Origin of the sequence: Actinoallomurus bryophytorum (assembly GCF_006716425.1) — a bacterium.
GTDB lineage: Bacteria > Actinomycetota > Actinomycetes > Streptosporangiales > Streptosporangiaceae > Actinoallomurus > Actinoallomurus bryophytorum.
Genome location: NZ_VFOZ01000001.1, coordinates 7,741,760 through 7,760,384 on the forward strand (window position 1 = coordinate 7,741,760; position 18,625 = coordinate 7,760,384).

17 protein-coding genes are annotated in these 18,625 nt (G+C 70.1%); 13 read left to right on the forward strand and 4 right to left on the reverse strand.

Annotated elements, in window-relative coordinates:
• Nucleotides 1-17: 17 nt before the first annotated feature.
• Complete coding sequence (locus FB559_RS35840; protein ID WP_141961342.1) at nt 18-1,532, reverse strand: SpoIIE family protein phosphatase; 1,515 nt, start codon at nt 1,530-1,532, stop codon at nt 18-20.
• Nucleotides 1,533-1,868: 336 nt separating this feature from the next.
• Between FB559_RS35840 and FB559_RS35845 the strand changes: the two genes are divergently transcribed.
• The 9 genes from FB559_RS35845 (at nt 1,869) to trhA (ending at nt 11,620) form a co-directional block, all read left to right on the forward strand.
• The gene (locus FB559_RS35845; protein ID WP_246122358.1) at nt 1,869-2,987 is read left to right on the forward strand and encodes a M24 family metallopeptidase; all 1,119 of its coding nucleotides are present in this window, start codon (nt 1,869-1,871) and stop codon (nt 2,985-2,987) included.
• Nucleotides 2,988-3,087: 100 nt separating this feature from the next.
• A complete protein-coding gene (locus FB559_RS35850) occupies nt 3,088-4,251 on the forward strand; it encodes an acyl-CoA dehydrogenase family protein (RefSeq protein WP_141961344.1) in 1,164 nt (387 codons plus the stop codon).
• Between the two features lie 119 nt (nt 4,252-4,370).
• Complete coding sequence (locus FB559_RS35855; protein WP_141961345.1) at nt 4,371-5,657, forward strand: ABC transporter ATP-binding protein; 1,287 nt, start codon at nt 4,371-4,373, stop codon at nt 5,655-5,657.
• Nucleotides 5,654-6,973, forward strand: coding sequence for an ABC transporter substrate-binding protein (locus FB559_RS35860; protein ID WP_141961346.1), 1,320 nt, complete (start codon nt 5,654-5,656; stop codon nt 6,971-6,973). The genes FB559_RS35855 and FB559_RS35860 overlap by 4 nt, the downstream gene beginning before the upstream one ends.
• Nucleotides 6,974-7,004: 31 nt before the next feature.
• Nucleotides 7,005-8,333: a carbohydrate ABC transporter permease gene (locus tag FB559_RS35865; protein ID WP_246122362.1), complete on the forward strand. Its 1,329-nt coding sequence runs from the start codon at nt 7,005-7,007 to the stop codon at nt 8,331-8,333.
• Nucleotides 8,330-9,247: a carbohydrate ABC transporter permease gene (locus FB559_RS35870; RefSeq protein WP_141961348.1), complete on the forward strand. Its 918-nt coding sequence runs from the start codon at nt 8,330-8,332 to the stop codon at nt 9,245-9,247. The genes FB559_RS35865 and FB559_RS35870 overlap by 4 nt, the downstream gene beginning before the upstream one ends.
• A 77-nt stretch (nt 9,248-9,324) precedes the next feature.
• Nucleotides 9,325-9,765 (forward strand): Lrp/AsnC family transcriptional regulator, encoded by a 441-nt coding sequence (locus FB559_RS35875; RefSeq protein WP_141961349.1) that lies wholly within the window; start codon nt 9,325-9,327, stop codon nt 9,763-9,765.
• 369 nt (nt 9,766-10,134) lie between these two features.
• Nucleotides 10,135-10,899, forward strand: coding sequence for a hypothetical protein (locus FB559_RS35880; RefSeq protein WP_141961350.1), 765 nt, complete (start codon nt 10,135-10,137; stop codon nt 10,897-10,899).
• Nucleotides 10,900-10,945: 46 nt separating this feature from the next.
• A complete protein-coding gene (trhA, locus tag FB559_RS35885) occupies nt 10,946-11,620 on the forward strand; it encodes a PAQR family membrane homeostasis protein TrhA (protein WP_141961351.1) in 675 nt (224 codons plus the stop codon).
• A 1-nt stretch (nt 11,621) separates the two neighbouring features.
• Here trhA and FB559_RS35890 read toward each other — a convergent pair whose 3' ends face one another.
• Nucleotides 11,622-12,305 carry a TetR/AcrR family transcriptional regulator gene (locus FB559_RS35890; RefSeq protein WP_221640338.1) on the reverse strand — a complete coding sequence of 228 codons (684 nt, stop codon included), beginning with the start codon at nt 12,303-12,305 and terminating at the stop codon, nt 11,622-11,624.
• A 96-nt stretch (nt 12,306-12,401) separates the two neighbouring features.
• On the opposite strand from FB559_RS35890, the gene FB559_RS35895 reads away from it, so the two are divergent.
• Nucleotides 12,402-13,394, forward strand: a complete 993-nt coding sequence (locus FB559_RS35895; protein WP_221640339.1) for an aldo/keto reductase — start codon at nt 12,402-12,404, stop codon at nt 13,392-13,394.
• A 68-nt stretch (nt 13,395-13,462) separates the two neighbouring features.
• Here the strand turns inward: FB559_RS35895 and FB559_RS35900 are convergent, their stop codons facing one another.
• Together FB559_RS35900 and FB559_RS35905 are read right to left on the reverse strand one after the other, a co-directional pair.
• Nucleotides 13,463-14,152 (reverse strand): hemerythrin domain-containing protein, encoded by a 690-nt coding sequence (locus tag FB559_RS35900; protein ID WP_141961353.1) that lies wholly within the window; start codon nt 14,150-14,152, stop codon nt 13,463-13,465.
• A gap of 306 nt (nt 14,153-14,458) precedes the next feature.
• Entirely contained in the window at nt 14,459-14,782 is a 324-nt protein-coding gene (locus tag FB559_RS35905; RefSeq protein ID WP_141961354.1) for a hypothetical protein, read from the reverse strand.
• A gap of 416 nt (nt 14,783-15,198) precedes the next feature.
• Here FB559_RS35905 and FB559_RS35910 point away from each other — a divergent pair, with 416 nt between their 5' ends.
• Genes FB559_RS35910 through FB559_RS35920 form a run of 3 tightly spaced genes read left to right on the forward strand, consistent with a single transcriptional unit; the run spans nt 15,199 to nt 18,624 of the window.
• A complete protein-coding gene (locus tag FB559_RS35910; protein WP_141961355.1) occupies nt 15,199-16,053 on the forward strand; it encodes a shikimate dehydrogenase in 855 nt (284 codons plus the stop codon).
• Nucleotides 16,054-16,067: 14 nt separating this feature from the next.
• Nucleotides 16,068-17,903 (forward strand): bifunctional sugar phosphate isomerase/epimerase/4-hydroxyphenylpyruvate dioxygenase family protein, encoded by a 1,836-nt coding sequence (locus FB559_RS35915; RefSeq protein ID WP_141961356.1) that lies wholly within the window; start codon nt 16,068-16,070, stop codon nt 17,901-17,903.
• 52 nt (nt 17,904-17,955) lie between these two features.
• A complete protein-coding gene (locus tag FB559_RS35920) occupies nt 17,956-18,624 on the forward strand; it encodes a TetR/AcrR family transcriptional regulator (RefSeq protein ID WP_141961357.1) in 669 nt (222 codons plus the stop codon).
• Nucleotide 18,625: the final 1 nt, after the last annotated feature.

The following is an 18,625-nucleotide window of genomic DNA, read 5'->3' on the forward strand; positions in this document are numbered from 1 at the left end:
CGGGCGGCCCCCCGCGGTCATTCGATCTGGATGGCGACCACACAGGTGTCGTCGTTGGGATTGGGGGCGCCGAAGGCACGGAGGACGTGGTCCAGCAGTCCCTCCGGGTCGTAGCTGTCGGCCGTCGAGGCCGCGCGGATCAGCAGGTCCAGGCCCTCCTGCAGGCCGCGCTCGCGGCGTTCGATCAGGCCGTCGGTGTAGAGCAGCAGCAGGTCGTCCGGCTCCAGCGAGGTCGTCTCGAGCTCGAACTCCGGGATCTCCATCGCGCCGAGCAGGATGCCCTCCGGCGGGTCGAGGGTGATGGCCTTGCCGTCGCGGATCAGCAGCGGCGGCAGGTGGCCGGCCTGGGCCCAGGTGAGGATCCGCCGGGCCGGGTCGTACCGGCCCGCCAGCACGGTGGCGGTCAGCGACGTGGGCCAGTGCAGCGTCAGCCGGTTGAGCCAGCCCAGCAGGCGGTCCGGCGGCGCGCCGGAGAAGGCCAGGCCGCTCAGGCCGTTGCGCAGCCGTGCCATCGCGGCGGCGGCGGTCAGGCCGTGGCCGGACACGTCGCCGATCGCGAGGAACACGCCCTCGCCGTCGATCGCCGTCGTCTCGTACCAGTCGCCGCCCACCCGTGCGGAGTGGCCCGCAGGCAGGTAGCGCACGGCCGCCCGCAGGCCCGGCTTGGTCACGATGCCGTCGGGCAGCGGAAGGATCGAACGCTGCATCTCGATCGCCTGATGGCGCTCGGCCGCGATGAGACGGCGCTCCAGCTGGACACGGGACGCCTTGAGGGCGCGTTCGCCGAGCCGCCACCGCGTGATGTCCTGGCAGATGCAGCGGACCGCCGCGGGCATGCCGAACGCGTCCAGCACCGGCTCGCCCATCAGCCGTACGTCGCGGGTCTCCTCGCCGCGCAGGATGCGGATCTCGTTGTCGACCTTCTCGCTGCCGTCCAGGAGGGTGCGGACCAGGTGCACGACCAGCGGGACGTCGCCGGCGACGACGCGTTCGGGCAGGCGGTCGAGCGGTAGCGGGCCCTCGGACGGATCCCGGCCGAAGATCCGGTAGAGCTGGTCCGACCAGTAAATCCGGCCACCGGCCAGGTCCCACAGCCCCCAGCCCAGGTTGCCGATGCGCTGGGTCTGCTCGATCTGCTCGCCCAGGCCGCCGGCCGCCGGTGGCGCCGGTCCGGGCGGCGGCGCCGCGGGCGTACGCGAGACGGCGCGCAGGCGCGCGACGAGGTCGGGGATGGTCCGGCCGCCGGGGGAGGGCCTGCCCTCGCCGCCGGGCTCGGGCGTGAGCAGCAGCCGTGCGGCGACCTCGGGAGTGACGCCGCTGTCGCGCGCGATCTCCAGGAGATGGGTGTGGGCCGCGGCGAGACCGCAGCCGAGGCGTTCGGAGAGGAGGCCCTTGGCCTGTTCGAGGACCGCCGTCGTGCCGGCGGCGGAGCGCAGCTGCTCCAGCTCGGCCCGTAGCCGGTCGACCGTGTCCGCCAGGGTGGCGGCGCGCCGGTCGCCTGCGCCGCCGTCCTTGCCGTGAGGGATGCCCATGGGACCACTTTCAATGGTGATCGTCTGCGTCCGGACGACGACTCAGAGTAGTCATGCCGGGCCGGCAGAATGGAATCGGACCTGGTTTCCGGAAGGGTCGTAGCGGATGCGAGACGGAATCTGAAGGACGCGATCGCCTTGTGCGTGCAACGCGCGCGGGTTCTATCGTAGCGATTCCCACCCTCTGTTATGAAGCGATCGCACAGAGCGGTCATTCGTGCATTCGTTCGTGTGGCGCGCGGGGGTGTGCCGGGGCCGCGTGCCCGCCGCCGTGGCGGCGGCCGGGGCGGGGTAGATTGCGCGTCAGCAGGTCCTCAACCGACGAGAGGTGGCCCCTTGACCAGCGCGACATCATCGTTCGAGCCCGAACGCCTCGGCCGGGCGCGGCAGGCCGTGGCCGACTCGGGGCTGGGCGCGGTGTTCCTGACGCCAGGGCCCGACCTGCGCTACGTCAGCGGCTATGACGCCACCCCGCTGGAGCGGCTGACGTGCCTGGTGGTGCCCGCCACGGGCGATCCGTTCCTCGTCGTGCCCCGGCTCGAGCTGCCCGCCGCGCAGGCGTCGCCGGCCGCCGGCCTCGGGGTGGAGATGGTGCCCTGGGACGAGACCGACGACCCGTTCGCGCTGGTGGCCGCGCGGCTGCCCCGCGACGTGACGCGCGTCGGTGTGGCGGACCGCATGTGGGCGGTCATGGCGCTGCGGTTCCGCGCCGCCCTGCCGGGCGCCGAGCAGGTCGCGGCCGGCAAGGTCCTGCGCGAGCTGCGCATGCGCAAGAGCGCGATCGAGGTCGAGGCGCTGCGCGAGGCCGGCGCGGCCATCGACCGGGTGCACGGGCTCGTGCCGGGTCTGCTCAAGGCCGGCCGGACCGAGCGCGAGGTGGGCCGGGACATCGCCGAGGCCATCGTCGCGGAGGGACACGCGGTCACCGACTTCGTCATCGTCGGATCCGGGCCGAACGGCGCCAGCCCGCACCACGAGCTCTCCGACTGGGTGATCCGGCCCGGCGATCCCGTGGTGGTCGACATCGGCGGCACCATGCCGAGCGGCTACTGCTCCGACGAGACCCGCGTCTACGCCGTGGGCGAGCCGCCGGCGGACTTCCGCGCCTACTACGCGGTGCTCCAGGAGGCCCAGGCCGCCGCCCGCGCCGCCGTACGCCCCGGGGTCACGCCGGAGGCGGTCGACGCGGCGGCACGCGACGTCATCGCGGCGGCCGGCTACGGCGAGTACTTCATCCACCGCACCGGTCACGGCATCGGCCTGGAGACCCACGAGGAGCCCTACATCGTGTCGGGCAACACCGAGCCGCTCGAGGCCGGCATGGCGTTCTCCATCGAGCCGGGCATCTACCCCGGCGCGCACGGCGCCCGCATCGAGGACATCGTCGTGTGCACGCCCGAAGGTCATGAAAGCGTCAACAACGTGACCCGTGACCTGGTCATCGTGGACGGCTGACGCGCGGCGGCTCATCCCGGGGCGCATCACGTTAGTCGGACGTCCTACTATTTTCCCGAGCCACTCCTCAGCGTCGAGGGGTGGCAGGGGAGGCGTGACGATGAGCCCACTGCTACCGCCGGTCGATCGTGAGCTGCCGACACCGGAGGCCCGCGACCTTCTCGACCTGACCCGCGAACTGGTCGAGGCCGAGCTCGCGCCGCGCGCGGCCGAGGACGAGGAGGCCGGCCGTTTCCCCCGTGAGGTCTTCCGTACGCTGGGCCGGGCCGGGCTGCTGGGCCTGCCCTACCCCGAGGAGCTCGGCGGGGGCGGCCAGCCGTACGAGGTCTATCTGCAGGTGATCGAGGAGCTGGCGGCGGGCTGGCTCGCCGTCGGCATGGGCGTGAGCGTGCACACGCTCGCCTGCTTCCCCATCGCGCGGTACGGCTCCGCGGAGCAGCGCGAACGCAGCCTGCCGGACATGCTGGGCGGCGACCTGCTCGGCGCGTACTGCCTGTCCGAGCCCCACTCCGGCTCCGACGCGGCCGCGCTGGCCACGCGGGCCGACCACGACGGTGACACCTACACCCTCAATGGCACCAAGGCGTGGATCACCCACGGGGGGCAGGCCGACTTCTACACGGTCTTCGCACGTACGTCGGCCGACAAGAGCCGTGGGGTGTCCTGCCTGCACGTCCCCGCCGGCGCCGCGGGGCTGCGCCCGGCGGCACCGGAGAAGAAGATGGGCCTGCGCTCCTCGCCCACCGCCCAGCTGGTCTTCGACGACGTACGGGTCCCGGAGGCGGACCTGGTCGGCGAGGAGGGTCAGGGGTTCCCGATCGCCCTGTCCGCCCTCGACGGAGGGCGGCTGGGCATCGCGGCGTGCGCGGTCGGCGTGGCGCGGGCGGCCCTGGAGACGGCCGCCGCGTACGCGCGCGAGCGCCGGCAGTTCGGCAGGCCGATCGGGGAGTTCCAGGGCCTGCAGTTCATGCTCGCCGACATGGCGACGGGCGTCGAGGCGGCGCGTTCGCTCTACCTGAGCGCCGCGCGCCGGCGTGACGCGGGTCTGGACTACACGACGCACGCGGCCATGGCCAAGCTGTTCGCGACCGACACCGCGATGCGCGTGACCACCGATGCCGTGCAGGTACTCGGCGGCTACGGGTATGTCAGCGACTTTCCGGTCGAACGGTATATGCGCGAGGCAAAGGTGCTACAGATCGTCGAAGGGACGAATCAGGTTCAGCGCGTCGTGATCGGCCGCCGGTTGACGCGGCCGAGATAACGATCTCTTTACGAAGAGCGCTCTCCCACGCTAAATCTTGCGGCCCCTGCAAGGGGGGAGTAGGAACTCTGGCACGCGTTCTTGGAACGCGCTTGGGTCATTTTTTATGAGGAGGCGCGGTGGCCGAGGTCGTCCTGGCCGGAGTTGGCAAGGTCTATCCCGATGGCACTCGTGCCGTCGGCGATCTGAATCTGAACATCGCGGACGGCGAGTTCCTCGTACTCGTCGGGCCGTCTGGCTGCGGAAAGACGACAGCGCTGCGGATGGTGGCCGGGCTCGAGGAGATATCCGAAGGAAGGGTCAGCGTCGGGGGCCGGGTGGTCAACCGGGTGCCCGCGCGCGATCGCGACGTCGCGATGGTCTTCCAGAGCTATGCCCTCTATCCGCATCTTTCGGTCCGGCAGAACATCGGGTTCGGGCTCACCCTGCGCAAAATGAAGAAGGACGTGATCCGCAAGCGGGTCGACGCGGCGGCCAAGACGCTGGGCCTGGAGGACCATCTCGAACGCCGGCCGCGTAACCTCTCCGGCGGCCAGCGGCAGCGGGTCGCGATGGGCCGTGCGATCGTCCGTGAGCCGCAGGCGTTCCTGATGGACGAGCCGCTGTCCAACCTCGACGCCAAGCTGCGCGTGCAGATGCGCGCGGAGATCGCCCGCATCCAGCGCGACCTCGGCGTCACCACGATCTACGTCACCCACGACCAGACCGAGGCGATGACGCTCGGCGACCGGGTCGCGGTGATGAAGAAGGGCGAGCTGCAGCAGGTCGCGGCGCCGCAGGAGCTGTACGACCGGCCCGCGAACCTGTTCGTCGCCGGGTTCATCGGCTCCCCGGCGATGAACCTCCTCAAGGGCGACCTCAGCGGCACCGAGGGCGATATGCGGCTCTCGATCGGCGGGCAGGAGCTGCGCGTCGGCGCCGGCGTGCTGGAGCGGCGGCCCGCACTGCGCGACTACATCGGGCGCTCCGTCGTGGTCGGCATCCGGCCCGAGGACATGGAGGACGCCAGGCTGAGCCCGGGCGGCGAGGGGACCCGGCTCACCTCGACCGCCGAGCTCGTCGAGGCCATGGGCTCCGACGTGCTCGTCCACTTCGGCATGGAGGCCGCGACGGTCGTGACCGAGGACACCAAGGAGCTCGCACGCGACGCGGGCACCGACGTTCTCGGCACGCTGGAGACGCCGCACACGACGGTGGTGGCGCGGTTCAGCCCCCGCACGGAGGTCCAGGTCGGCGACTCCATCGACGTGCACGTGGACACGGCCCGGCTGCACTTCTTCGACCTGGACACGAGCAAGTCGATCTGGGACGCCGAACCCGCGGTGGAGACGGCGGACGAGGCTCCCCCGGAGACCGCCGAGGCGGACACCGCCGACGCCGGCGAGGCCAAGGAGGAAGAAGAGTGAGAACCAATACGCGATGGACCGCCACGGCGGCCGCAGCGGGACTGCTCCTCACGGCGTCCGCCTGTGGCGGTAGCGACTCGAAGTCCTCTCCCAGCTCCAGCGCCGGTGCGCAGGAGTTGAAGGGGGTGACGATCGAGGTCGCGGCGAAGTGGACGGGTCCTGAGCAGGCGAGTTTCGAGAAGGTGTTGTCTGCTTTTGAGAAGCAGACGGGTGCGAAGGTGAATTACGCGTCGACGGGTGAGAACACCGATGCGTATCTGGGGCCGCGTATTCAGGCGAAGCAGCCGCCGGACATCGCGATTCTGCCGCAGCCGGGTCTGGTGGCGCAGTACGCGAAGAAGGGTGATCTGAAGCCGTTGTCGGCGGATGTGGCGTCGACGATCGATGCGAATTACACCCCGTACTGGAAAGAGCTGGGGTCGGTCGATGGGAAGACCTACGGGGTGCTGGTGAAGGCGGCTTACAAGTCGATCATCTGGTACCGGTCGAAGGCCTTTGATGACGCGGGTGTGCAGCCGCCGGCGGATTGGGCTTCGTTCACGAAGGCCGCGCAGACGTTGTCGGATGCGGGTTCGACGCCGCTGGAGCTGGCGGCGGGGTCGGGGGATGCGTGGACCCTGACGGACTGGTTCGAGAATGTGTACCTGTCTCAGGCGGGTCCGGACATGTACGACAAGTTGACCAAGCACGAGATCAAGTGGACCGACGCGTCGGTGACCAAGGCTCTGCAGACGCTGGTGCAGGTCTGGGGTAAGTCGAACATGATCGCGGGCGGTTCTTCGGGTGCGTTGCAGCAGAAGTTCGATGGTTCGGTGACGGACACGTTCGGTAAGAACAAGGCCGCGATGGTCTATGGGGGTGACTTCGCGGCGGCGAACATCGGGACGACGTCGGCGAAGGTCGGTACGGACGCGAAGGTGTTCGCGTTCCCCAAGGCGGGGTCGACGACTCCTGCGGTGCTGGGTGGTGACACGGCGGTCGCGCTGAAGGACAGCAAGGGCGCGATGGCGCTGATGAAGTATCTGGCTTCGCCGGAGGCGGGCACGGTGTGGGCCAAGGGCGGCGGTTACATCTCTCCGGACAAGAACGTCAAGCCGGATGCGTATCCGGATGCGCTGACCAAGCAGTTGGTGGCGCAGATGCAGGCGGCTGGGGATTCGGCTCGGTATGACATGTCCGACCAGGCGCCGGCGGCGTTCGGTGGTACGCCGGGTCAGGGTGAGTGGGAGGACCTGCGGGGCCTGGTGAAGAACCCGGGTGACATCAAGGGTGCTCAGGCGAAGCTGGAGTCCGACGCGGCCAAGGCCTACAAGTAGGCGATGAGTCATGACAGCGATTACTGAAGAGATGGCCTCGCCGCAGGACAGCGGCGAGGCCGGGAGCGGTTCGGGCCGGCTCGGCCCTCCGTCCTGGCTCGCGTTGGGCTTCCTGCTTCCGGCGTTGTTGCTGCTGGGTGCGCTGGTGGTCTATCCGATCGTCTACACCGCGATCCGCAGCTTCTTCGACGCCTCGGGCAAGAAAGTGGTGGGGCTGGACAACTACACCGCGATCTTCACCGACCACGATTCGCTGGTCGCGGTGCGCAACACCGCGATCTGGGTTATGGTCGCGCCCACGGTGGTGGTGATCCTTGGGTTGTTGTTCGCGGTGTTGACCGAGCGTATTCGCTGGTCGACGGCGTTCAAGATGGTCGTTTTCATGCCGATGGCGGTCTCGTTCCTGGCCTCGGGTGTGATCTTCCGGCTGGTCTATGAGCAGGACCCGTCGATGGGTGTGGCCAACGCGGTCGTCACCTCGGTGCACGACACCTTCGCGGGTGGTTCGCGGTATCCGGGTGCTTCGGCCAGGGAGGGCGACAAGAGTCCCGACGTGGCTCAGGCGGGCGCGGTCGTGACGCGCCGGCAGGTCCAGCCCGGTGCTGCCGTGCTGATCCCGCTGGTCGGGGTGAAACCGGAGAACCTGCCGAACAGCCCGACTCCGGCCAAGGCCCCTCCGGCGGTGCCGGGCAAGATCAGCGGGCTGGTGTGGTTCGACTTCACCAAGGGCGGCGGCGGCACGCTCAACCTCCCCGACGCGAAGGAGGCGGGCCTGTCGGGGATGAAGGTCCAGGCCGTGTCGGGGGCGAAGGTGGTCGCCTCGACGACCACGGATAAGGACGGCTCCTTCGTATTCGACAAGCGACTGCCCGCCGGTTCGTACACGCTGAAGTTGCCGAAGGACAATTTCGCGGCTTCCTACGGGGGCGTGAACTGGCTGGGGTCGGCGTTGATCACTCCGGCGATCATCGCGTCGTACATGTGGGTGTGGGCCGGGTTCGCGATGGTGTTGATCGCGGCGGGGCTGGCGGCGATTCCGCGCGACGCGCTCGAGGCGGCGCGGGTGGACGGCGCGACCGAGTGGCAGGTGTTCCGGCGGGTCACGATCCCGTTGCTGGCACCGGTCCTGACAGTGGTGTTCGTCACGATGTTGATCAATGCGCTGAAGGTCTTCGACCTGGTGTTCATCATCGGTGGCGGTGATCCGAACGCGTCGGTGCTTGCGGTGCGGATGTGGACCGACTCCTTTGGTGGCGGTAACGACCAGGGGGCCGGGTCCGCGGTCGCGATCTTGTTGTTCTTGCTGGTCGTGCCCGCGATGTTGTTCAACCTGCGGCGTTTTCGACAGGAGAACCAATGAGTACCGCGACCATTCCCGAGTCCGGGCCCACCACGGACCGGCCGGACTACAGCGGCGCGCCGCGCAGGAGTGTCGCCTCCCGTATCGTCGCCCGGCTGGGCGGCGGGGTGGTGCAGATCCTCCTGCTGATCGTGGCGGTGGTCTGGCTGGTGCCGACGCTGGGGCTGTTCGTGGCCTCGCTGCGGTCCCAGCAGGATGACAACTCCACCGGCTGGTGGCACATCTTCAGTGCCCCCTCCCAGCTGACGTTCAAGGCCTACTCGGACCTGCTGGGCAAGCCCGACTTCGTAGACTCCTTCTGGAACACCGTGCTCATCGCGCTACCGGCCACCCTGCTGGTCGTCGCGATCGCGTCACTGGCGGGGTACGCGTTCGCGTGGATGGAGTTCCCCGGCCGCGACTGGCTGTTCCTGATCGTCGTGGCCCTGCTGGTCGTCCCCGTGCAGGTCGGACTGATCCCGGTGGCGAAGCTCTACGGCTGGATCCATGTGTTCGGGTCGATCCCGAGCGTGGTGGCCTTCCACGTGGCGTTCGGGCTGCCATTCGCGATCTTCTTGCTGCGCAACTTCTTCGCCGGCATCCCACGGGACCTGCTGGAGGCGGCGCGAATGGACGGCGGGAAGGAGTGGACGATCTTCGTCAAGGTGATCTTCCCACTCGGCAAACCCGCGATCGCCTCACTCGCGATCTTCCAGTTCCTGTGGGTCTGGAACGACATGCTCGTCTCACTGGTCTTCGCCAACACCGGCTCCCAGCCGATGACCAAGTTCCTGCAGTCCCAGATGCGGCAGTTCACCGGCAACATCGACATCCTGGCCCCAGGAGCCTTCCTGTCCCTGATCGTCCCGCTGGTCGTCTTCTTCGCCTTCCAGCGCTACTTCGTCCAGGGCGTCCTGGCGGGTTCCGTCAAATAGCTCGCCGACACGGCCGGAATGCCGGTCATCGACCGGTGTTCCGGCTCTCGGCCGGGCAGCGCGGTAGGTTCTGAGGCGTGGAGGACATCGACCGGCAGATCGTCGCCCTGCTCGCGGGCGAGGGCCGCATGAGCTTCACCGACCTCGCGCGGGAGACCGGCCTGTCGGTATCGGCGGTGCACCAGCGCGTACGCCGCCTGCAGAAGCGTGGCGTCATCAAGGGATACACCGCGGTCCTCGACCACGAGGCGATCGGCCTGCCTCTCACCGCGTTCGTCTCGATCAAGCCGATCGACCCGTCCGCGCCGGACGACGCACCCGAGAAACTCACCCATCTCAGCGAGATCGAGGCGTGCCACTCGGTGGCGGGCGAGGAGAGCTACATCCTCAAGATCCGGGTCACCTCGCCGTTCGCGCTGGAGGAGCTGCTCCAGCAGATCCGGGCCGCGGCCAATGTCTCCACCCGTACGACGGTGGTGCTGAGCACCCCGTTCGAGGGCCGGCCGCCCCACCTCTGAACAGGGCACGGATGCCCCCGTCGCGGTCCTTCTATGCGAAGGATCCACCGTGATGACCTGGACTCGCCACAAGCCTTCCGTGCCCGTGCGATGCGCAGGGCATTCGGATTCCGGTGGCCCGTAGTCGTCGCCTTCCGGGCTCGCGGTCGCGAAGGTATACCGCATGTCTTCGCGGATGCGCCGGGGTATGGCCTCGGGTTCAGGGGATTGGCTGCTGGCGTTCCTCCAGTCGAGGGACTCCCCACCTCGCCGATGGCACGGCCTGGCGACCGGTCCGGGGGAGTGGCTTCTGGTCTTCCTCGAGGCGGCCAGGCCGCCGGGCCGGCTCATCGGTGCCGGACTCGAGCCGGTACGGGCGAGGGGGGCGTGATGGTCGCAAGGATGCTGTTCGCCGCGCTGCTCGGCGCCCTCATCGGGGGTGCCGAGCTGGTCGGGCGGTATCAGGACAAACCGGCCGCGGCGGTGTTCTCGCCGTCGGGCCTTCTCTACATCGCGGTCAACGCCTCCGCCTCGACCGCGGCCCTCATCGCCGCCGAGGCGATGGGCTGGGGCTTCGCGCTGCCGGAGGGCGCACCGGCGGTCGGCGGGTCGGTGGCCCAGGTGATGGCCGCCGCGGTCGGCGCCGCCGCGATCTTCCGCTCCTCGTTCATGATCGCGCAGGACAAGGGCGTCAGCATCGGCCCGATCCTGCTGCTGTCCGGGCTGCTCAAGATCGTCGATGCGGCGATGGACCGTAAGCGTGCCCTCAGCCGGCTGTCCACCAACGACCTGGCCGGGCTCTCCTTCGTCAACGACCATGCCGCGCTGGCCGAGCTGTGCAGCCACGCGATCAGGCGCTACGAGCTCTCCGAGGCACAGCGCCTGGGCGAGCTGGCCGCCGACCTGCGGGCCCGTGACGATCTCACCGACGCCGACAAGCTGGACTGCTTCGGACTGGAGCTCAGCCGCCTGGTGGGGGAGAAGGCGCTGCGCAAGGCCGCCGAACGGCTGCGGGACCGTCCGGACCTGGAGGAGGTCCCCGCTCCGGCGGCCGTCGTCGAAGAGGTCGTGCCCGCGGCGGACGCCGAGGAGGAGACCGACTTCGCCTCCCGGCTGGGTGGGAGCAGACGTCTGGCCAGACGTTCGGAATACTGAGGGTCACCCGCGTCGCGAGAGCCGCGGCGAATGATGGGAGGCGCTCATGGCACTACGAGCGGGCAAAGTGGGAGAGATCGCGCAGTCGGTCAAGCCGCGGCTGCGCGGCTGGCTGCATGCGGGCACGTTCCCGGCCGTGCTGGTCGCGGGCCTGGTCCTGGTCGCGCTCGGCCCGACGCTGGCCGCACGGCTGGCCGCCGCGGTGTACACCCTGACCTCCTCACTGCTGTTCGGGGTCTCCGCGCTCTACCACCGGGGGCACTGGTCCGAACGCAGCGATGCGATACTCCGGCGATTCGACCACGCCAACATCTACCTGATCATCGCGGGCACCTACACTCCGTTCGCGCTGCTGGCCCTGCACGGCACCACCCGTACGGTCGTGCTCGCGGTGATCTGGGGCGGCGCGGGCGCGGGCGTGCTGTTCCGCATCGTGTGGGTCGGCGCGCCGCGCTGGCTCTACACCGCGCTGTACGTGGGGCTCGGCTGGGTCGCCGCGGCCTTCATGCCGCAGCTGCTGGACGGCGCCGGGGTGGCCGCGCTCGTCCTCGTCTGCGTCGGGGGCCTGCTCTACAGCACCGGGGGGCTGGTGTACGGCCTGCGCCGCCCGGATCCGTCGCCGCGCTGGTTCGGCTTTCACGAGGTGTTCCACGCCTTCACGGTGGCCGCGTACGTCGCGCAGTACATCGCCGTGTCCTTCGTCGTCTACCGGGCGGCCTGAGTCAGCAGGCCGCGACGCGCGCGAGCCATTCGCGCAGCATGGCGGTCTCGGCCGAGGTCAGCGTGTGCGGCGCCTGGCCGTCGATCGCCGAGGCCAGCGCGATCGCCATGCCCGACACCGACGACGGGCGGTCCTCGACCTCGTCGGTGGTGATGGCGGCCAGGACCGCCTCACGCGTACGCGCGGACAGGTCCGCGGCATCATCGCCCACGCCCGAGATCAGGCGGAGCGTCACGCCCATGCACGCCGCCAGGATCATGCCGGCGGCCGTGTGCACCGGAACGCGCAACCGGCCGGCGCGCGCGACCGCCTCGGTCGTCCCCAGCAGGATCCGGTGGGCCTCCTCCGACGCCGCGCCGGCGCTGCGGCCCGCGCCGTACATGAGGGCGTAGAAGGCCGGCTGCGACCGCCCGAACTCCACATGCTGGTCCCAGCCGCCGCGCAGATCCTCCACCGGGTCGCCGGTCGACGGCCGGGCGCGCTTCTCGGCGAGGTATCGCTCGAAGCCGTACACGACGACGGCGTCGAGCAGGCCGTCCTTGTCCCCGAAGTGGTGGTAGAGGGTCGGCGCGCCGACGCCCGCCGCCGCGCACACGGCCCGAGTGGAGACCGTGGCGTCGCCGGACTCGGCCAGGAGCCGGAGGGCGGCCTGCAGGATGCGTTCGCGCGTGCCGGTGTCGTTCACGAAATCAATGATGCACTGATTCCTATAGCGGCGCTACCCTGAGGGTGTATCATCGCTCTATCAGATCGTATATCGCTGATTTCTACTGGAAGGCGCATGATGCGAGAGCGCACCTTGGGGCAGCTGACCACCTCCGAGATCGGCCTGGGCGCCATGGGGATGTCCGGCATGTACGGCCCCGCCGACGAGGCCGAGAGCATCGCCACGATCCACGCCGCCATGGACGCGGGGGTGACCCTGCTCGACACCGGCGACTTCTACGGCATGGGCCACAACGAACTGCTGATCCGTGACGCGCTGCGGACCCGCGACCGCGACCAGGTCGCGATCAGCGTGAAGTTCGGTGCCCTCCGTGACCCCGCCGGGGGATTCGCCGGCTATGACGGCCGCCCGGTGGCGGTCAAGAACTTCCTCACCTACACCCTGACCCGCCTCGGCACCGACCACGTGGACATCTACCGGCCCGCGCGCGTGGACCCGGCCGTGCCGATCGAGGACACCATCGGCGCGATCGCCGAGCTGGTCGAGGCCGGATACGTCCGCCACATCGGGCTGTCGGAGGCCGGTCCCGAGACCATCCGGCGCGCCGCGGCCGTGCACCCGATCGTCGACCTGCAGATCGAGTACTCCCTGCTGTCCCGCGGCATCGAGAAGGAGATCCTGCCGGTCTGCCGCGAACTGGGCATCGGCGTCACCGCGTACGGGGTGCTGACGCGCGGTCTGCTGTCCGGCCACTGGTCCAAGGACCGGCAGCTGGGCAAGGGCGACTTCCGCGGGCGTGCCCCGAGGTTCAGCGGCGGCAACCTGGAGCACAACCTGGCGCTCGTCGAGGCGCTCAGGGAGGTCGCCGAGGCCAGGGACGTCACGGTCGCGCAGGCCGCCATCGCCTGGGTGCTGTCCCGCGGCACGGACATCGTGCCGCTGATCGGCGCCCGTCGCCGGGACCGCCTGTCGGAGGCCCTGGGCGCCCTGGAGGTCGAGCTGACCGGCGACGACCTCGCCGCCATCGAACGCGCCGTCCCCGCGGAGTCCGTCGCGGGCGACCGCTACGACGCCGCCCAGATGGCCCACCTGGACAGCGAGCGCTGACCCGCACCGGCGGCCCCCGCCCGGTCCGCGGCCTGGCCGGGGCCGCGGACCGGGCGGGCGGTGACCGATCACAGCTCGGTGCTGCGTGGCGGCGTGGCGGTCCCGTGGACACGCTCGGAATGCGCCGCGAACGCCCGCGCCGCACGCTGCCTGATCGCCGTCCGCGCCTCCGGCGGCAGTGCGGCGACGGCCAGGTCGACGATCTCGGGATCGCCCTCGTACATCAGCATGCCGAACCCGAGCGTGAGGCCGTCGGCGTCGAAGCCGGCCGCTCCCGCCCGCACCATCTGGCTCCACTCGGCGGCGGTGATGTACTTCTCCATGAGCGGGACGGCGCGCTCCTCCTCCAGGCGCATGTGCTGGTCGAGTACGGGGACCAGCCGCTCGAGGATGTCCGCGAGCGCGTCACGGCTCACCGTGGTGGCGCCGCCGCGCCAGGCCTCCAGCGCCACGTCGACCTCGGCGGCGAGCTCGTCGATGTTGGCGTGCTGGATCTCCATCAGCTGAACGATCCGTGCCACGTCCTCCGAGCCGCGCTCCAGCAGGAACGGCCACGCCTGCTCGTCCTCGGCGCGATGGTGGTGGTGAAGAACGGTGGCGACACCCACGAGGTGACCGGCGACGACCCGCATGCGCTGCTGGTCGCCCGCGGCCACGCCGCGGACGAGTTCCGGCATGAGACCGAACTCGCGGCGGAACATGGCGTGCACCACGAACATTTCACGACCATCGAAGAACTGCTCAGTGGTAATCGACAACGTACTCTCCGTGTTCTTATCAAGTGTCGGCGCGGAGAGTAGTACAGGCCCGTGAACGGCCGGCGAAGAAGCATGGCGGGCGTCACCGCGCCGTTCACCTGCGCGACATCCAGGGTGAACACTCGGGGCGGCGGCAGGCGACCGTGGCCCGTCGCCGCGAGGGAACACGCGCGCCAGAACGGCGAACTGGGCTGTGCTCGACGAGCACAGCCCAGTGACATGCCGTTCCCTCTACCGGCCGGGGATCGGCGCACCGATGCCCGAAGACATCAGCGCGTGTTCACCCGGTGCTTACGCGCCGTGGTCTTAGCGGTGGTCCCAGTGGTAGCGGCCGAGGCGCGGGTCGTAGCGGTAGTACCCCCACCGCGGGTCGTGCCGGTAGTAGCCCCACCGCCGGTCGAAGCGGTCGCCCCGCCGTGGGTCCCAGCGCGGGTCGCGATGATCGCCCCAGTGCGGGTCCGGGTTGTGGTGCTCGTGCCCCCAGACGGGTCCTTCGTTGCCGTGCGGAGCGTTGGCGACCTGACCTACGGGTGTGGCCGCGTGCGCCGCCTGCGCGGCGCCCGCCAGCATTCCCATGACGATGGCCGGGCCTGCGAGCAGGCCGGTCGCGATGGATCGAGCAGGTTTCATGGATCCCCCTGATCATCTGTCTCGAACTGACCAGGGGTTATCTACCCGAGCGAGAAGGAACGGCAAGCCCAACAAAACTTCAATGCAAGGCCGTAAATTAGCGTCCGTAATATCCCGCAAGTGCCACCGAAGGCACCCAAAGCCTTAGCTTTCTCCGCACCCATTGGTTGCCGTTCTGTGCCGCCGCGGTAATTGACGGGACCGCTTTCCGGGGCCATCGCATCTAATGGCCGCTCAGGCCGCCTGGGGACCGTTTGCGTGCCCCAGGTCCGGCTCAGGTCCGGGAACGTCCTCGGCGCCACGCCGATCCGGCAGGTTGGTACGAGTGCGCACCGCGCGCGGGTGGGTACCCGGCGCCGTCCGGCGCGCTCGACGGTCTCGCTATTTAACGTACTAGTTCGTACAATGAGCCCTCGATGACGTCCTATCTGGTCGGCCTGATCGGCGCCGGCATCGGGCCCTCCCTCAGCCCCGCCCTCCACGAGCGCGAGGCCGATCACCACGGCCTCCGCTACCTCTACCGCCTCATCGACATCGCTGGCCTCGGCCTGGACGCCGGGGCGGGGGGTGAGCTCGTGCGCACGGCCCGGCGGCTCGGCTACACCGGCCTGAACATCACCCACCCGTGCAAGCAGACCGTGATCGCCCATCTCGACGAGCTCTCACCGGAGGCGGCCGAGCTCGGCGCGGTCAACACCGTGACCTTCGAGGGAGACCGGGCGGTGGGGCACAACACCGACTGGACCGGATTCGCCCGGTCGTTCGCCCGCGGCCTGCCGGGCGCGAAGACCCGACGGATCGTGCAGCTGGGGGCGGGCGGCGCGGGCGCCGCCGTGGCGCACGCGCTGCTGACGCTCGGTGCCGGACACGTCGCGGTCGTGGACGAGCGGCCGGACCGCGCCACGTCGCTGGTCGCGGACCTGACGCGCCGGTTCGGAGCGGGGCGCGCCCGCGTGGGATCGGCCGGTGACCTGGCCGGGCTGCTCAGGGCCGCGGACGGTCTCGTCAACGCGACCCCGGTCGGCATGGCCGCGCACCCCGGCATGCCGGTGCCGGCCGAGCTGCTCCGGCCGGACCTGTGGGTGGCCGACGTGGTCTACCGCCCGCTGGAGACCGACCTGCTCCGCGCGGCGAGCAAGCTGGGCTGCCGGACGCTGGACGGCGGGGGAATGGTCGTCTTCCAGGCCGCCCAGGCCTTCCGCTTCTTCACCGGGATCGAGCCCGACGGCGAGCGGATGCTCGCCCACCTCTCCCATCTCGTCAACGCCTGACCCGGAGGAACGCCATGCGGAAGTCCATCGCCACGGTCTCGCTGAGCGGCCCGCTGGCCGGCAAGCTCACCGCCATCGCCGAGGCGGGGTTCGACGGCGTGGAGATCTTCGAGAACGACCTGCTGTCCAGCCCGCTGGCACCCGAGGAGATACGCCGGCGCGCGGCCGACCTCGGCCTGAGCATCGAGCTGTTCCAGCCGTTCCGCGACTTCGAGGCGGTCCCACCCGGCATCCTCGCCGCCAATCTGCGCCGCGCCGAGCACAAGTTCGCGCTGATGGAACGCCTCGGCGCCTCGCGGCTGCTCGTGTGCTCCAGCGTCTCCCCGGACACCGTCGCGGACGACGCGCTCGCCGCCGAGCACCTGCGTCTCCTCGCCGACCGCGCCGCCGCCCATGGCATCCGGATCGCCTACGAGGCGCTCGCGTGGGGCCGCCATGTCGACGACTTCGAGCACGCCTGGCGGATCGTGGAGATGGCCGATCACCCGTACCTGGGCACGTGCCTGGACAGCTTCCACATCCTGTCGCGCGGCTCCGACCCGCGCGGCATCGAGGAGATCCCGGCCGAAAAGATCTTCTTCCTCCAGCTCGCCGACGCGCCGCCGCTGACCATGGACGTCCTGCAGTGGAGCCGCCACTACCGCTGTTTCCCCGGTCAGGGCGGCTTCGACCTGGCCGGGCTGGTCGGCCACGTCCTGCGCACCGGCTACGCGGGGCCGCTGTCACTGGAGGTCTTCAACGACGTCTTCCGCCAGGCCGACGCCGGCCGTACGGCCAGGGACGCCATGCGCTCCCTCATCGCGCTGGAGGAGTCCGTCGCCCAGAGCCCGGCCGGGGCGGCCGAGCTCACCCGGCCACCCCGGCCGGTGGTCCCGACCGGGTTCGCCTTCGCGGAGCTGGCCACGCCCGACACCGGGCGGCTGAGCGGGCTGCTCACCACCCTCGGCTTCACCCGTACGGGCGGGCATCCCACCAAGCCCGTCGAGCTCTGGGCGCAGGACGGGGCCAGGATCCTGCTGAACACCGGCAGCGCGCAGAGCGCGGCCGGCCCGGCCCTGTCCGCGATCGGGCTGGAGACCCCGGATCCGGCGGGCGCGGTCGAACGAGCGGAGTCCCTGCTCGCCCCGGTCCTGCCCCGTTCGCGCGCACCGCACGAGGCGCCGCTCGACGCGGTCGCCGCGCCCGACGGCACCGAGCTGTTCTTCTGCCGTACCGCCAGGCCGGACCACCCGAGCTGGACCGACGACTTCACCGGCGTGCCGGGCGACCTTGCCGAGGCGGCGGGCATCACCCACATCGACCACGTGGCCCTCACCCAGCCCTGGCACTACTTCGACGAGGCGTCGCTCTTCTACCGCAGCGTCCTCGGGCTGCGGCCCGACGAGAGCCTGGAGCTCGCCGACCCGTACGGCCTGCTCCGCAGCCGGGCGGTCGCCACCACGGACGGCACCGTACGGATGGCGCTCAACGTCGCCTACGTCGGCGCGCACCCCGGCGCGCCCGACACTCCCTGGCAGCACGTCGCCCTGGGCAGCCGGGACATCGTCGCCACCGCCCGGCGGCTGAACGCCGCCGGCGACCTCCTGCTGGCCATCCCGGACAACTACTACGACGACCTCGAGGCCCGCCACGACCTGGGCGTGGAACGGCACCGTACGCTGCGCGAACTGGGCCTGCTGTACGACCGCGACCCGTACGGGGAGTTCCTGCACCTGTACACGAGGACCACCGGCCGGGTCTTCTTCGAGGTCGTCCAGCGCATCGGCGGCTACCGGGGGTACGGGGCCGGCAACGCGCCGATCCGGCTGGCCGTCCAGCACGCACCGCCCGCTGTCAGCGCGCGATCGTGACCTGAGCCATAAGATGAGTGCCGATCCGGATTCGCTGTCCTCGTGGAGCCCTATGCCCGCCCAGCCCGTCACCGGCGCGCCGGAGGAACGCCGGCGCGACGCCGACCGTACGCGGGCGGAGATCCTCCAGGTCGCCCAGCGGGAGTTCGCGCGGCAGGGGTACGCCGGCGCCCGCGTGGACGAGATCGCCGCGCTGATGCGCACGACGAAGCGGATGATCTACTACTACTTCGGCGGCAAGGAGAAGCTGTACATCGCGGTCCTCGAGAAGGCCTACGCCGAGGTACGCGCCGCCGAGTCGACCATCGACGTGGAGCACCTCGCGCCCGTCGAGGCGATCCGCACCCTGGCCGAGCTGACCTTCGACCACCACGACGCCCACCAGGACTTCATCAAGCTGGTCAGCATCGAGAACATCCACCGCGCCGAGCACCTGCGCCAGTCGGAGGCGCTGGTGAACCTCGGGGCGCCGGTGACCGAACTGATCTCGCGCATCCTGGAGGCGGGCCGGGCCGGCGGGGACTTCGTCGCGCCGGCCGACGCGGTCGACGTGCACATGATGATCAGTTCGTTCTGTTTCTTCCGCATCGCCAACCAGCACACGTTCGGCGCGCTGTTCGGCCGGGACCTGACCGCGGCCGAGCACCGGGCCCGGCACCGCACGATGGTCGGCGAGATGACCGTGGCATACCTCACCGGCGCGGGCAGCCCCACGTCCTGAC